The organism is Leptospira haakeii (assembly GCF_002812045.1).
Lineage (GTDB): Bacteria > Spirochaetota > Leptospiria > Leptospirales > Leptospiraceae > Leptospira_B > Leptospira_B haakeii.
On the sequence record NZ_NPEG01000001.1, the window covers coordinates 919,555 to 934,821 of the forward strand.

General features: G+C 38.7%; 11 protein-coding genes. 5 read left to right on the forward strand and 6 right to left on the reverse strand.

The window, feature by feature from the left end:
* Together CH377_RS04430 and CH377_RS04435 are read right to left on the reverse strand one after the other, a co-directional pair.
* The gene (locus tag CH377_RS04430; protein WP_100722574.1) at nt 1-1,323 is read right to left on the reverse strand and encodes a formylglycine-generating enzyme family protein; all 1,323 of its coding nucleotides are present in this window, start codon (nt 1,321-1,323) and stop codon (nt 1-3) included.
* A gap of 96 nt (nt 1,324-1,419) precedes the next feature.
* Nucleotides 1,420-4,020: a response regulator gene (locus CH377_RS04435; protein WP_100722575.1), complete on the reverse strand. Its 2,601-nt coding sequence runs from the start codon at nt 4,018-4,020 to the stop codon at nt 1,420-1,422.
* A gap of 223 nt (nt 4,021-4,243) precedes the next feature.
* Here CH377_RS04435 and CH377_RS04440 point away from each other — a divergent pair, with 223 nt between their 5' ends.
* The 5 genes from CH377_RS04440 to CH377_RS04460 all read left to right on the forward strand — a co-directional run bounded on the left by CH377_RS04440 (nt 4,244) and on the right by CH377_RS04460 (nt 12,163).
* Entirely contained in the window at nt 4,244-4,948 is a 705-nt protein-coding gene (locus CH377_RS04440; protein WP_100722576.1) for a 7-carboxy-7-deazaguanine synthase QueE, read from the forward strand.
* Between the two features lie 2 nt (nt 4,949-4,950).
* Nucleotides 4,951-7,788 carry a DEAD/DEAH box helicase gene (locus tag CH377_RS04445; protein WP_100722819.1) on the forward strand — a complete coding sequence of 946 codons (2,838 nt, stop codon included), beginning with the start codon at nt 4,951-4,953 and terminating at the stop codon, nt 7,786-7,788.
* Between the two features lie 120 nt (nt 7,789-7,908).
* Nucleotides 7,909-10,314, forward strand: a complete 2,406-nt coding sequence (gene pheT / locus CH377_RS04450) for a phenylalanine--tRNA ligase subunit beta (protein WP_100722577.1) — start codon at nt 7,909-7,911, stop codon at nt 10,312-10,314.
* A gap of 3 nt (nt 10,315-10,317) precedes the next feature.
* Complete coding sequence (locus tag CH377_RS04455) at nt 10,318-10,875, forward strand: gamma carbonic anhydrase family protein (RefSeq protein WP_100722578.1); 558 nt, start codon at nt 10,318-10,320, stop codon at nt 10,873-10,875.
* A 133-nt stretch (nt 10,876-11,008) separates the two neighbouring features.
* Nucleotides 11,009-12,163 carry a bacteriohemerythrin gene (locus CH377_RS04460; protein ID WP_100722579.1) on the forward strand — a complete coding sequence of 385 codons (1,155 nt, stop codon included), beginning with the start codon at nt 11,009-11,011 and terminating at the stop codon, nt 12,161-12,163.
* Between the two features lie 7 nt (nt 12,164-12,170).
* Here CH377_RS04460 and CH377_RS04465 read toward each other — a convergent pair whose 3' ends face one another.
* The 4 genes from CH377_RS04465 to CH377_RS04480 all read right to left on the reverse strand — a co-directional run bounded on the left by CH377_RS04465 (nt 12,171) and on the right by CH377_RS04480 (nt 15,199).
* A complete protein-coding gene (locus tag CH377_RS04465) occupies nt 12,171-12,797 on the reverse strand; it encodes an LIC_13215 family putative lipoprotein (RefSeq protein WP_100722580.1) in 627 nt (208 codons plus the stop codon).
* A gap of 30 nt (nt 12,798-12,827) precedes the next feature.
* Entirely contained in the window at nt 12,828-13,226 is a 399-nt protein-coding gene (locus CH377_RS04470; protein WP_100722581.1) for a DUF3052 family protein, read from the reverse strand.
* A 109-nt stretch (nt 13,227-13,335) separates the two neighbouring features.
* Nucleotides 13,336-13,920 carry a cytochrome C oxidase subunit IV family protein gene (locus CH377_RS04475; RefSeq protein WP_100722582.1) on the reverse strand — a complete coding sequence of 195 codons (585 nt, stop codon included), beginning with the start codon at nt 13,918-13,920 and terminating at the stop codon, nt 13,336-13,338.
* A gap of 94 nt (nt 13,921-14,014) precedes the next feature.
* On the reverse strand, nt 14,015-15,199 hold the full coding sequence (locus tag CH377_RS04480) for a hypothetical protein (protein WP_100722583.1): 1,185 nt from the start codon (nt 15,197-15,199) through the stop codon (nt 14,015-14,017).
* Between the last annotated feature and the right edge of the window lie 68 nt (nt 15,200-15,267).

Consider the following 15,267-nt stretch of genomic DNA (forward strand, 5'->3'; position numbering starts at 1 on the left):
TTAATTTTTCACTTCTGTAATCAATCTGAGGCCTGCTTTTCTATCATTCAATAGATTAGGAATTCCTCCGAAGTCTCTTGCATAAACTTTTGCTTCTTCTTTGGTTCCGGAATAAGAACCACCTCGGATCACTTTCAAATGTTTTCCGAATCTTCCGGTGTTTGGTCTATGTCCAGGATAAGGTATATAAGGAGAGCTGGTCCATTCTGCAACATTGCCGCACATTCCAATTGCGCCATAAGGACTTTGGCCTTTGGAAGGAAGTTCAAATACGGATACCGTTCCTTTACTTCCACTTTCTCTTGTATTACAAAGTGCGGAGTCGAATTCATTTCCGAAAGGATAGTCTTGTGGTTGGGAGATAAATTCGTAACTCTCGTCTTTCAATAATCTCCAAACGAGTCCTGTTCCTCTGGCTGCTTTTTCCCATTGCCATTCGGTTGGGATCTTTTTGCCGGCCCATTTGGAATAAGCTTCCGCTTCTCTATAAGTCAGGTTGGTGACAGGATGATATTCTTTTCCTCTAGGAAAATTTCCATTTTCCCAATGAGAAGGAGGAAGAGTGCCTGTTTCCTTTAAGAATTTATTATATTCTTTGTTTGTGACTTCGTATTTATCTATGTAAAAGGAAGAAATCTCTTCCAGGCTGCTTCTGTCAGGAAGCCCGAACTTAGGATTATAACTATCGTCTCCTGGATCGGAACCTTGTCCATATAGGAAATATCCCATATGTTCGTATAAAATTTTCCCGTTGGATTCATATCCCGTATGAACGAGCACCATTTCTTTTCCATCTTTTGGATGAAGGATGTTTTTAGCTAAACGATTCCTGACTACGTCTGTGGCATCAAATTTGGAAGGATCTTGGTAGAATGTTTCTTCTCCGTAAGCACCAATTAAAAGTCCTACGCTGATCAATCTGGCAGGTTTACCTTCTGCTACGGAGAAACTTCCCCTGAGTTCTATGGAAACAGGTTTGGTGATTTTTCCCACTTTTCCAAATTCTACTTCTATATTCTCCACTTGGAAGGCGCCTATTTCTTCCATTTTAGGTTTTCTGAATAAAGGTAGATTCGGTTTTTCGCTCAATATACCTTTGATCTCTTCTTCAGAACGTTCTGAAAAGTAGGAGTTCCTACCTATCTTGATCTTTGCCTTTCCTTTGTTTCTATAAACGGAAAGAACTTCTCCAGTCCAAAGAACTGTTTTCCTTGTATCAGAAGATGAAGATGTGGCTTCCTTTTCTTCTTGGCTTGTCCCGGCTTCCGAAAATAGAAAAACCAAACAGAATGAGATAAATATAATTGCTCTGGTCCTGGACATGGAAGAGTAAGATCCTCTAAACTTAAAGATCGGCAGAAATTGCGGATTTTTGGATGGTTTTTTACAGCTTGGAATTGATAGAAACCGGTGAAGAACTCAGGCCTTGGACTTAGGAAAGAGAGTATTCCCAGCTTTTCTCATCACATGGACCAACTCCTCGAATACGATAGGCTTGGAAATATAATCATTCATTCCAGCCCGGATACATAGATCCCTGTCTCCTTGCATTGCGGCCGCAGTCATTGCAATGATATAAGGTTGGGATTCCACAGGCCAAGTATTTCGGATAACCTGCGTTGCCTGCAGTCCATCCATCTCAGGCATATGAACATCCATAAAGATCAAATTGATCTTCTTTTCTCTCAGAGCGATCAAAGCTTCTTTTCCATTCGGGACGATAAATGCTTCGTATCCTAATTTTTGGATAATTCTTTTGGCCAGAGTTTGGTTGATCTCATTGTCCTCGGCTACCATGATCTTGAAAGGAAATTGAGAACTTAAAATCTCTTTTTGGCTAGCAAGGTAAGAAGATCTTGTATTCGCCTTTGCTTTAGTTCCGCTCTCGCCCTCTGCTAATATTTCAGTTACGATCATTTCTATATCTTTTTTCTTAACAGGTTTACTTAATTCACCTGCGAATAATTCACCTGCTACTTCTTTATCCTTAGGATCCAGAAATGAAGAAGATAGAAGTACTAATGGAAAATGAAAATTTCTTTTACGAATTTCCTGAGCGATCTCTATTCCAGTATTTCCAGGAAGATTATAATCTAAGATTCCCAGGTCTGGCATGATATCTAGATCAAGCAGGTTTAATGCTTCTTCTTTTGATTTCGCGGAGAAGGTTATAAGTCCCAAAATTTGCAGCTGATAAGCAAGTATCCTGAGATTGGTAGGATTATCATCTAGTATAAGAACTTTCTTATTTTCTAATTCTGAGTTTGCTGCTTTTTCTTTATTCTTGGCTTGATTATTACCTTCTACCTGGATATAAAAAGAGAAAGTTGTGCCAATACCGATTTCACTTTCTACCCAGATGACCCCACCCATCATTTCTATCAAACGAGAAGAGATAGAAAGCCCAAGTCCCGTTCCCCCATATCTTCTGGTGGAAGATGTGTCTACTTGGTAGAATGGTTGGAATAATTCCTTTTGTTTTTCATTAGGAATTCCGATCCCGGTATCTCTGATCGCAAATAGGATCGTATACAGGCTCCCTTCTAATTTAGAAACTTCTGCAGATAAGAATATCTCGCCTTGTTCGGTGAATTTTAATGCGTTTCCGATCAGATTGATAAAGATCTGTTTTAAACGAAGACTATCACATAGGATCCGATCAGGAACATTCGGATCCAGATAATAGACCAGATCGATCTGTTTTTGGGCTGCACGAGACCTAAATAGATCCAAAACTTCTTCGATAGTTTCAATGACAGAAAATTCCCTGATTTCCAGAGACAAGGTCCCGGATTCAATTTTAGAATAATCTAAAATATCGTTGATGATATTGAGTAGGCTTTCCCCACTTTTTTGGATAATTTCAGCGTATTCTTTTTGCTCTTTATTCAGATTGGAATCGATCAATAGTTCGGTCATCCCGATCACTCCGTTCATAGGAGTTCTGATCTCATGGCTCATCATTGCCAAAAATTCCGATTTAGCACGGTTTGCTTTTTCAGCTTCTTCTTTTGCTTTTTTGAGATCGTGTTCGTAGTTTTTGCGAACGGAAATGTCGGTGAATAATCCGCAGACCGAGTAAACTTCTCCCTCCAAGTCCACTAAAGGAACGATCACACAATAGAATGTTTTTTCTTCATCCGAAACTACTAGGTCTAGTTCGAAATCCAAAGGACCTTGTTTGTCTAAGGATTTTGCAATTATAGTGGAAATGAACTCCGCCTTCTCACTTCCAAAAAGATTTTCCAGGCCCATGTCCTGTCTTTTATCTTTACTTCCTAAAAATCGGTTTGCGAATACTTGGTTATGGAATAGAGCCCTTCCTTCCAGATCCATCATACAAAATGCGGAAGGTAGATTGTCCAAAATGGAAAGAAGCCTGGACTCACTTTCGATCAATCTATCAGTAATCCTTCTTTTTTCTTTGATATCTTTTTGAACCGCGAAGGAACCGTAACCTACGACCAGAAAAGAAACTACAACTAAAGTAAGCAGTGAATAAGCGACTCTGGTTCCTCTCAAAGAATTAGTAGCATTTCTACTATTCAGAAGTCTCAGCTCTTCTTCTTGCATATTATTAAGAAGTTCCGCTATCTCTATTAATATGATCCCTTTTTTGGATTCGAAAGAGCCGGGTTGTTTTTCCGCGGTTGCGATCAGGTTGGAAATTCCCTGGATCCTTACTTGTTGGATTTGATTGTCCTTGGTGAGATTTTGAAGGATCTTAATTTCACTCTTTAAATTGGAGAATAAAGTTCTAGTATTCTCTGAGGTTGAGTCTTCCGTATAAGCCTGTGCGATCCCGATCTCTCTAGTGATACTTTTACACTGGTCTATCTCTTCGATGACTGTAAATGTATGTTCTATCATTACACCGGAGTCCTTCAGCTCTATCATCCCATACAAACTGATCAAACTTGCGATGATCAATAGTAAGGTAAGAGAGAAAAAACCGATCAGCACTTTCCATTGCAAGAATTGGGATTTTTCTTTGATTTTTTCTAAAAAGGAAAATTTCATGAAGACATTCTAGTATTTTTGAAACGTTAAAATGGTTTCAAAAAGGCTTCCAAATTTATTACACGTACATAGGTCTTTCAACAAGCTTTTTTCGGGATTTTGATAGCCCCATCTTGACTGGATCAGGCCAAAAATCATTCTGGTATTCTAATAAACGGTTTTTTCTGGATTCTTGTAAAGAAAGCAGGTAAAAATCTTGTACCTTGGAGAGCTATTCCTTAGTATGAAATCCGTCGTTCACGAAATTTATCTCTCCGTTTCTGGAGAAGGAATTTCAACAGGTTTGCCTACAATTTTTGTCCGGTTCGCGGGATGTTCTCTCAGGTGCGGAATGGACGGAAGCCGCAAACTTTGGTGCGACACTCCGTATGCTCTTTCTCCGAATGCGGGGAAGGAAATGGAATTAGAAGATGTGATCTCGGAGATAGGATCGATTTCTTCTTCTCCTACACAAATACTTCTGACGGGCGGAGAACCATTAGAAAATTCGAATAGGATTTTCAGCCAAACATTGGCGGAAAAATTGAAACAGTCCAGGCATATTTCGGGGCTTTATACGAGGGTGAGGGTGGAGACAAACGGTGCGGAGCCGATCTCAAATTTGGAAAATATGGTTTTCACTCTGGATTACAAACTCCCTGGCTCAGGAATGGAAAATAAAATGATCTCGGAGAATTTGGAATTTGTCCGGGATAGAAACGATAATTTGGATGAGATCAAATTCGTAATTAGAGATAGAAAGGATTTTGATAGAACTTTGGAAGTGGTAGACGGTTTTAAATTAAAGGGAAATCTTCTGGCTTCTCCTGTATTCGGAGAGCTTGCCCCCGAAATCCTTGTAGATTGGATCAAAGAAAATAATAGAACGGATCTGCGTCTTTCTTTGCAGACCCATAAATATATCTGGGGAGAAAAAAGGGGAGTTTGATCTTGGACTCTACTTTGCAGCTCAGTCTAGATTTCGAATCCGATTCCTCCAGCGGGTTCAGAGGGGATTCCTGTTATCTCAAGGACGAACCCGAATTAGGAATTGGAAGGATAGAAAGTTCCGACTCCGGAAAATTCCAGATTTACTTTCCATCTTCTGATATCAGAAAAACCGTTTCTGAAAATTCTAACCGACTAAAAATTATAGGGGCTTATCCTACTGCATTTACCGAATCTTTTGCAGATCCCGAGTTACTCGATCTAAGCCTGCAAGCATTCGAGTTAAAACTCACTCATGCCTACGACAAACTTTCCGCATTATCCAATTCAAGGACCAGACTTCTTCCTCACCAGATAGAATCCACTTTCGTAGTCGTGAATTCCCTTCGACCTAGATTCATTTTGGCAGATGAGGTAGGACTTGGCAAAACGATAGAAGCAGCTCTAGTTATGAAAGAACTAATCTTTCGTAGAGGATACAAAAAGGTTTTGGTCGTTGCGCCTTCTCCACTTCTTGTCCAATGGAAACAGGAATTAAAAAATAAATTTAACGAAGACTTTGAGATCGTTAAACGAAGGAACTTCTTAGCTAGCGGAGAGAAGAACTGGAAGAATTTTAAACATGTAATTACTTCCGTAGACTTTATTAAAAATCCTAAATACGCCGAAGAGATCCTAAAAACAAAATGGGATATTGTAGTTTTTGACGAGGCCCATCGTTTAAGAAGGGATTATCATAAGGTCACTAGAGCTTATTTATTCGCGGAGAAGATCGCCAAAAAATGTGAATGTCTACTTCTTCTTACCGCAACACCTTTTAGGGGAAAATTAGAAGAGTTATATTATCTGGTCCACTTGGTCGATCCGAATTTGCTTGGGCCATATCATACTTTTATAAACGATTATGTTCTAGGGAATAAAAGCGGATTAAAGGAGAAGATCTCAAAGGTTCTTTTAAGAAGAAGAAAAGTAGAAGTGGGCGGATTCACCAAAAGATTCGCCAAAACAGTAAAGATAGAATTATCCGAGGTAGAAAGACAATTCTACAATGAGACTACGGAATACGTTCGCAGAGAGTATAATCTCGCAATGAGAACCCAAAACAGGGCAATCGGATTTGTGATGATCGTATTTCAGAAATTATTGGATTCTTCCGTATTCGCACTTCTTTCCGCATTGTCCAAACGTAAGTTCATGTTGGAGAATCGTCTCCATCGTTTGCAAGCAGTCGGCAATAAATTAGAAGAATGGGACTTGGACGAGACAGAAGGAGTTGAGGACTTCGTTTCCGATCTGGATGAATCCGCTCCTTCTGATCTTGCAAATTTGAGAAGAGAGTTGTTATCCTTAAACAGGCTGATCCTTTTAGGCAAAAAGATCAAAGAAGATCGAAAAAGCCAGAAACTGAAAGAGACAATTGCAAAGCTCAAAAAAGAAGGGCATCCTAAATTTATTATATTCACTCAGTTCAGAAGTACCCAGGACTTCTTAGCATCTACCTTATCTGAATACAAGGTCACATTATTTCATGGATCTTTAAGTGCGGACGCGAAAGAAGAAGCGATTTCAGAATTTAGAAAAACTTCTGAGATATTGATATGCACAGAAGCAGGTGGAGAAGGACGTAACCTTCAATTTGCAAATGTTCTATTTAATTACGATTTGCCTTGGAGCCCTTTAAAGATCGAACAAAGGATCGGAAGGATCCATAGATTCGGCCAAAAGGATAATGTATTTATTTTTAACTTCGCTTCTAAAGATACAGTCGCAGAGAGAATTTTAGAAGTTCTATCCAATAAGATCAAACTTTTTGAGGAATCTATCGGAGGTTCCGACGAGTTACTTGGAGCAATCGAAGACGAACTGGATTTTCATTCCAGCTTCATGAGATTTGTCACAGGTAATAAAAAGTTAAAAGAAGTAGAAGAGGAAATAGACCAAAGGATCAAGATCGCCAAAAAAGGTTTCGAAAAACTGGGCTCCTTGGTCACTCCTAAACTATTGGATTTTAATTTAGAAGATTATTATAAGACCACTTTACAAGAAAGATCTTTTACTAACCAACATTTGGAAACCTTCTTCGTTAGATATGCTAAGAAGTATTCTGATCGACTGAACTTCAAACTCAAAACTCTAAAACCTCAAGTGTATGAGTTAGACGGAGTCAATTACAAAGGGAAGAAGGCTACATTCAATTCTGAACTTGCTCTCGCCGATGACGGATTAGAATTTTTGGCATTTGGCCATCCTTTAATTGAAGAAGCGGTCCAATCCTTTTTAAAAGATAGATCCGGCTGGAAAATAGGATTTTATAGAACTTCCGGGAACTTCTTATACTTCGTATTTATAGTAGAATTCAAATTTTCCTTAGATAGGAAAGAATTGTTCGTTGTGGAAGTGAACCGACGAAGCGGGAGTTCCAAGGTATTGGAAAATCTTCCGGAAACAGTAAGAGAGAATAGATTCAGATCTTCTGAAACTGAATTGCCTGACGATACTGAAAAATATTTCGTGATGGCTTGTGAGACCTTGGAATTTGCATTAGAAGATAGAAAAAAAGAATTATACGAACAAACCAAAGATCTATTCCAAAAAGAAGAATATAAGATCCGAAACAGCAACCAAAACACTCTTCGTCAGTTAGAAGAAAAACTAATGAGGCAAGAGGCCGCTTTCAAATGGGAAGGGAGACCCGAAAAAAAATCCGCAATGAATCGAACTAAAAACGAGATCCAAAAAGTAAAAGAGGATTTCGAAGTAGAGTTGAGAAAGGTAAAGGTAGGCAAAGAGATACACCATCGTTTCGAACTTTTCCAAGCTTATCTTCCCGGCTCAAACTGATCTAAACATAGGCCTGCCTTAAAGCTTCTATATCTGTCTTTTTACTGCTGGACACTAACCCCCTCTATCCGCTTTTGTTAAACTACTCCGCCAGATATTTGGCCTTAGGAGACAGTTTACGTGAAATTATCCCTGGATTGGATTAACGATTTTACCCCTATCAAGGATGTGTCCCTCGAGGATGTCCTAAAAAAAATTGCAGCTTCTATATGTGAAGTAGATGGGGTAGAGGATTATTTTTCTCATTTGGAGAAAGTCATTTTAGTTAAGATCGAATCTTTAGAAAAACATCCTCAGGCAGACAAACTCCAAGTCGCTCAAGTTTCCGACGGTAAAAATAAGATCCAAATCGTTTCAGGTGCTCCTAATCTAAAAGTAGGTGACTTGGTTCCATTGGCAATTCCAGGCGCAGAGCTGGGAGATAAAAAAATCCTAGAGTCTGAATTGAGAGGAGTAAAAAGCTCCGGTATGTTATGCTCTGAAAAAGAACTAGGTCTCTCCGAGGAAGATGCTGGAGTTATGGTCCTGGATGATCCCGAAGCAAAACCTGGTCTGAATTTGAGAGAGTATTTTGGGTTCAGAGATACTATTTTAGATATTGATAATAAATCTATCACACATCGTCCGGATCTATGGAGCCATTTCGGGTTTGCTAGAGAGCTTGCAGCTCAATTAAATTTGCCGATCAAATTTAATCCTTTTGAAACTAGCTGGGACTTCTCTAAAGATGTTACCTCTCCAAAGGTAAAGGAAACAGAATACGCCCATTCTTATTATTCTTCTTCCGTTGAAGGAATCCAGATCAAACCTTCTAATAAGACCGTTCGTTCCCGTTTGAAAAAATGTGGAGTGAGAGTGATCAATAATGTCGTGGATGTTTCCAATTATCTATTATTGGAAGCAGGGCAGCCTACTCACTTCTTTGATTCCGATAAATTGTCCGCTCAAGGTGGAATCGAATTAGAAGTAGATTATGCGAAGAAGGACGAAAGTTTCCCTCTTCTGGACGAAACTTCTCCTAAACTTGACCCTGAGATACTGATCATTCGTAACTCTAAAAAAGGGGTGGCGATCGCTGGTGTGATGGGCGGTGCGGATACAGCAGTAGATTCTAATTCTAAAAAAGTAATTTTAGAATCTGCAGTTTTTCCAAGAGAGTTTGTTCGTAAGTCTATTCGAAAAACAGGAATTCGTTCCGAGTCTTCTGTTCGATATGAAAAAGGTTTAGAAGCAACAACTACTCTTCCTATTATCAAAAGGGCTTTAAATCTTCTGAAAGAGAACGGATGTCCTGATCTGAAAGCAAGCCTTCCTGCCGGGTACATTCATACTGCAGATAAAAAAGTAGAGATCGAGGTTAGCTTAGGCTTTTTGAATAAAAAATTAGGAACGGAAATTGACCAATCTACGTCCGATAAAATTCTAAAACAACTTTCCTTCTCCACTGAATGGAAAGGAGATACGGTTAAGGTCCTTGTTCCTAAATACAGGCATAATTACGATATCACGATTCCGGAAGATATAGTAGAAGAAATAGGTCGTACATTAGGATACGCATCTATTCCTGTTCGTCCATTGGCTTCGGATGTAAAACCTCCTGCTCGTAATTTTTCCAGAGAACTGGAAAAACATCTAAAAAGGGCCTTCTCCCAAATCCTTGGATACAACGAAGTATTCAATTATTCTTATGCTTCTTCAAAAGATAATTCTTTCGAAGAAGAAGTAAAAGATTCTATCAAGATCCTAAATGCAATGCCGGATGAGCAGGCATATTTAAGAACTTCTTTATATCCTTCTCTTTTGAAAAATATCAGATTCAATTCCGATCGATTCGAAAAATTGAAAATTTTCGAGTTTGGACGTACATATAAAAAAGCGGATGAACCTTTGAACGAATCCAAATGGTTTGTTTGGGGGGTTTCTTTCAGTAGGAAGTCCAACGAGAAGGATCTAAACGTTTTAGAATCCGATTTTTTCGAAGTCAGGACCGGCGTCGAAAAAGTATTAAGACACTTAAACTTGAGAGAGGTCGAATGGAAGATAGAAGAGAAAAGTTATTTCCATCCTAAGGCATCTCTTTCTTTATTTGTTTCCGGCAAAAAAGTAGGAGAGTTAGGATATGCTCATCCTGCTGCTTTGGATACAGCTGATATCAAAAAGAGAGTCATTCTAGGAAGATTTGAATTTGCTTCTTTATTAGAAGTTTGGGCAGAAGATCGAAACAAAAATTATTTTGCCGCTCCTTCTCATTTCCCTCAGACAGAGATAGATCTTTCTTTGGTGATGGATCTGAATGAATCTTCTTCCAAGTTCAGCGATTTGGCCGTCCTGGAAAAATTCCCTGAGTTACAGGATGTGAAAGTTACTGTTGTATTTACCGGTGGAAATCTTCCTGAAAATAAAAAGTCTGTTTCTTATAGATTTAAACTTTTGAGCCAGGACAAGAACTTAACCCAGGAAAGGATCAAAGAGATCACGGATCGTTTGATACAGGTCGCGAATTCTTCCGGTTATCCTCTTCGTTAAACTATGAAAATTCACGAGACAGCATTTATTCATCCGGCTGCGACTGCATTCGGAATGTTAGAGATGGGACCTTTATCCTCTCTCTGGCCGGGCGCTGTTGTTCGTGCGGATCTGAATGAAATCAAATTGGGTGAAGGTGTTAATATCCAAGATAATAGCACACTTCATACTGATTCCACCGGCAGTCTATTCATAGATGATTATACATTAGTAGGTCATAATACGATGCTTCACGGTTGTAAGATCGGTAAGGGTTGTTTGATCGGAATAGGCGCGATCATTTTAGATGAAGCGGTGATCGGAGACGGCGCTATGATACTCGCGGGTTGTATGATCCGAGGTGGTAAAAAAATCCCTCCAAGAGCAATGGTAATCCCTAAGAATGGGGACATCGTCATCTACGAAAAAAAGGCGAAACCTGAGATGAGCATCGCAGGTTGTTTGGAATACATACAATTAGCGAAAAGATTCCAAGAAAATGTATTCAAACCTTTTACAAAAGAAGAAGAAAGTAATTTTGTAGAAGAAGCAAAATCAATCATCAAAAGATACAATATTTGATTTACTTTTTTAAGTTCTTCATTCTTTCCATTTGATATAAATCAATTCCTTTCATTCGATTTCTGATTCGTTCTGAAGCATACTCACGAATCCTTGTAACAGTTTTCCGCAAAACAGCTATAAGGATGATCTCATGTATGACGAAAGGGTTATAGAAAAAATCAGAGGCATTTGGAAGACATTCGATCTTTCTTTAGGAATTCCTGAAATAGATAAACAACATCTTTGGTTGATCGGAATTCTTGCGGATCTTGAAGATAAACTGGAGTCGGGAACCAGATCCGAATTAGAAACTACATTTACGAATGCACTTTCTAAAACATTAGATTATGCAACCGAACATTTTGCTCTGGAAGAAAAACTTTTGGAAAGTATCGGTTATACAAAATTAGGACAACATAGATTACAACATATGCGGTTCATCACCGCTCTCAGGAACCGTGTTCGAAAAAGTTTTGAAGGAGACTTTGAAAATGCCGTTCTGGACCTTCTAAAAAATCTAAAAAAATGGCTGTTTAGACATATACTGAGTGAAGACAGACAATATGTGGATGCAGCAATGGTCCATGTGGATGATAAACTCACCGATTGGATGCAGAGACATTTAAATGCATCAATCTATGCGGATGAGATCGAAAAATTATACCAAATAGTCTTGTTCTCGGGCAAACAAGAGGTTTCTGTAGAATTCAAAAAACTGGGAGAAGAAAATCTAAAATTGATCTCAGATCTATGGTATCGATATAAACTCAAAACCGGGATCGCGATCGTGGATATCCAACATCTATGGCTTTTGCAGTTATTGGTCAAAACGGATAAACTATATAAACAAAGATTAAAACAAGAAATAGATGCTGATTCCTTAAGCGCTCAGTTAAAAGAAGCGATCTACGAAACGATAGAATATATCCGTGAACATTTTAATACGGAAGAATCTATAATGCATCATTTCCATTATATCGGAGAAAAAAATCATCAGAAACAGCATGAAAGATTTAATATTCTCATCAACGATATGATAGAAAGAAGTGAAAAAGAAGAACTGGAATCTCTGGCGATTCTGATACAGGATTTAAAGGACTGGCTGGTAAGCCATATAGCGATAGAGGATAAAAAATTATTCTATTTCTTTAGGTCCCGCCTTTCAGAGGTAAATGAATATGTTCGGAATCTAAATAAAGAAGGACGGATCCATATCTGGAAGGACGCAGTAGCGATTTACAAACTTCTAGTGGATTACGAGGATATTACTGAGGATAAAAAGCCTAAGTCTTTAAGGCGTAACTAATCGAGAATTATATCTTTTCAGTAAGAGTTTGGATCGTATTCAGGATCTTTTTATTCTTCTCCGAAAACTCCAACTCAGGTAAAGTGCCTGTGAAAATATACACGTAACCTTCTTTGAAAAAGATCCATTGGAGCGTTCGGATCTGTTGTTTTTCCGTGCTGTTTGGAAGAACAAACTTGGATTCGAAAAAGATACATTTTTCCTTTCCAAAACTACATTTTTGAGGAACGGAAAGTATTTCATATTCCTTATATATATTCGAATACAATCCGCTGATAGAAGCTACGTAATCCTCCAAGGTTGCTTTGGAATATTTTACTGGAATCGGCTCTGATACGAAATTAATATTGGTCCTGATCTCGGAACCTTTGTTTTGCTCCGGCTCAAAAAGATAGAACATTACCTTAACATGTTTATCGTTTTGGGGTTCTCTTTTGTTTTTAGAACGACTAGAGTCTGAACTATCTCGGTTTGGATCATATTCTTCATAGATCCAGCCTTCGTAGTTTAATACCAAACCCAGTTCAGGGATCTCGATTGTCTTTTTGATTTCTGGGACTTTTTCGATACAGGCAAAACATAAGATGATCCCTGGTAATAAAAAACCTAGACTGTAACGTTCTAATAGGATCATGTTCGAGTTTCCGAATATTTGATACTGAATTTAACTTTTTCTTCTTCTGAAAAGTAAACCGGACCAAACTGAATCAATTGCGCAGACTTTAACGTCTACCAATCCTGTCTTCAAGCCTATTTCTCTAATCATATCTTCTTTTAAGTCCGTTTTCACACCTGAACTCATCTTAGGCCAAGAGATCCAAACCATTCCTTTGTCCGCGAGAAAGTCCGGGAACTTGGAGAAGTTTTTAGAAAGTTCATCTTTGCTCTTACAGAAAAAATGAATATAATCGAAACTTCCCGCTAACTTCTTTTTGAATGTAATATTAGGAGGAAGTTCTTCTAATAAGCCTTTAAATTCTTTAGGCTCATTAATGATGATCGCGTTCTGGCCTTCTTTAAATCCTAACTTTTTGGCCAAGGGTGTACCTGAATATCCTGCCATAGTTCCTCTGCTCGATTCGGATACGAAAGCTGGAAGAAAAACCTCAGGCTACAAAAAAACCGGCGTGGTCGCCGGTTCTTTTAAGATACAAAGGAAGTATTTATTCTTCTTAGTAGGGGAAGCCTGCGAAAATTTTCGCTCTTGTGTAGATGTCCGCTACGGAGAATCCGAAAAGAAGAAGTAAGAACAAGAAGCCGGATCCGAAGATCACTCTGTTCATTACGTTATCATACTTAAGGTGCATGAAGTAAGCTAATACTAAGGAAGCTTTGATGGTCGCTACAAGCATAGCGATCACAGTGTTCATTGCTCCGAAGTCAACTTGTGCTACTAATACAGTGATTACTGTTCCAACGATCAGTGCAGCAAACACAAGAGAGTAAGTTTGAACAGAGATCAGATGATGTCCGTCATGTCCATGCTCTTCTGTGTGAGAAACAACTGAACCAGGTGCCAGTTTAGTTTTACCTGCTTCGACTGCTTTTAATAAAGCCTGGCCGATCATAGTTGACTTATTCTTTTCAAGATAAGCCTTGAGTCTGTCCTCTTCTACGATTTGAGCCAACAAGTTAACGGCAAATCCAGCAACGGTAGCATTTACAATCGCTCCCGCTCCGACAACAAATCCAGTGAAGGGAATCAAGAATCCGATACTTACGATAATATACAGCGCGTAATTGAGAAACAGTTCCATCTCTTTTCCTGAAACCTGAGTAATATCTGCAGGCTGAGTTCCCCTAAGGGATTGGAACCAGTCTCGGAGGCAGGTAAAGAATCACAAGTACATTTCAGGGGCCCAGAGCTCGGATACTGCTTTCCGAAACGATTTTGGCTTCTTCCCAAGGATCCCGGGTTTTCCCGGCAGGAAGACGGACCCAAATTAGGTTTTTCTGGTTTGGTCTTCTGTAAGGGGAGAAGAATGAGGAAAGTGGAAAAATTTCCCAGCCTGTTTCCTTCTCCCAAATTTTTAATCTAGAATAAGGATCTGAGTTTTGGACTTTAGGTAAGAAAAGAAGAAGGTCGTTTCCCTTCTTAGGAAATCTATTTCGAAGTTCAAACAATAGGCAGCCCATTGTCCATCTGAAATTGACCTCAGAAATTTTGCGTAAAACCTGGGTCTCTTTAGATCTATAAAAGAATGAATCCACTGAACCGTACCCTTCATAGTTCGGATGGAATTTGGAGACTTGAGAAAAACTTTCTGACATTTCGGAAAGATAGTTTTGGATTTCAGAAAATTCTCCCATCCAGGTTCCGGAGTATTTTCCTTTATGATCGTTGAGTAGAATGGTACCTTCTTCTATTTTATATTCCCCTTTTTTTGCGGAGAATAATAAGCTAAAATCTTTCGTTCTATCTACCCAATTTTCTATCAGAAAAGGTTCTCTTTTTACTTTTAAGAATAGATAGGCTAGATCTTTTAATCCGGAAACATCTCTAAATTTCTGAGCACCGGCAAATCCAAACTCAGTTTTAAAAACGAATTTTTGATCTGGAGAGAAGCGATCTTTTTCCTTCTGTAAGAATATCTCCCAATCTTTTGAATTACGGATTGAGTAAGAAATCAGATCGGGATTAGATTCTTGGTTCCAATCGTTTTGGTTTAATTTAGATCCGAATTTTTTTGCAGAATCTGCAAGTATTGTATCTATCTCTAATTCGTTGTTGTTGGAATTCCAACGGGATACTTTTCCCCATTCTTCCAATTGGATCTCTTTTTCCTTTTGCAGAGATTGTTTTATGTTTCTGAGAAGAATAGGTTTTGGGATCTGTATTCCCTTCTCCTTCCAATATTTGATCCAGTTTTCTTCGGGAGGGGAATGAGCTAAAACTTTTGCCGAGTCTGGAAAAGAGTTTAAAACTGAAAAAGAGGATTCTAAGACTGAATTCCTGGCCTCCAACTCCCTCGGAAATAATTTTCCAAGTCGAAGTTCCTCTTCGAAATAAGCATTCGGGCGAAAGATTCGAGGCATAATCAGGAAAGAACCCTTGAAAAAATCCTTTTTAGGATCAAGAATAGGGTATAGTCTTTTCGATATTT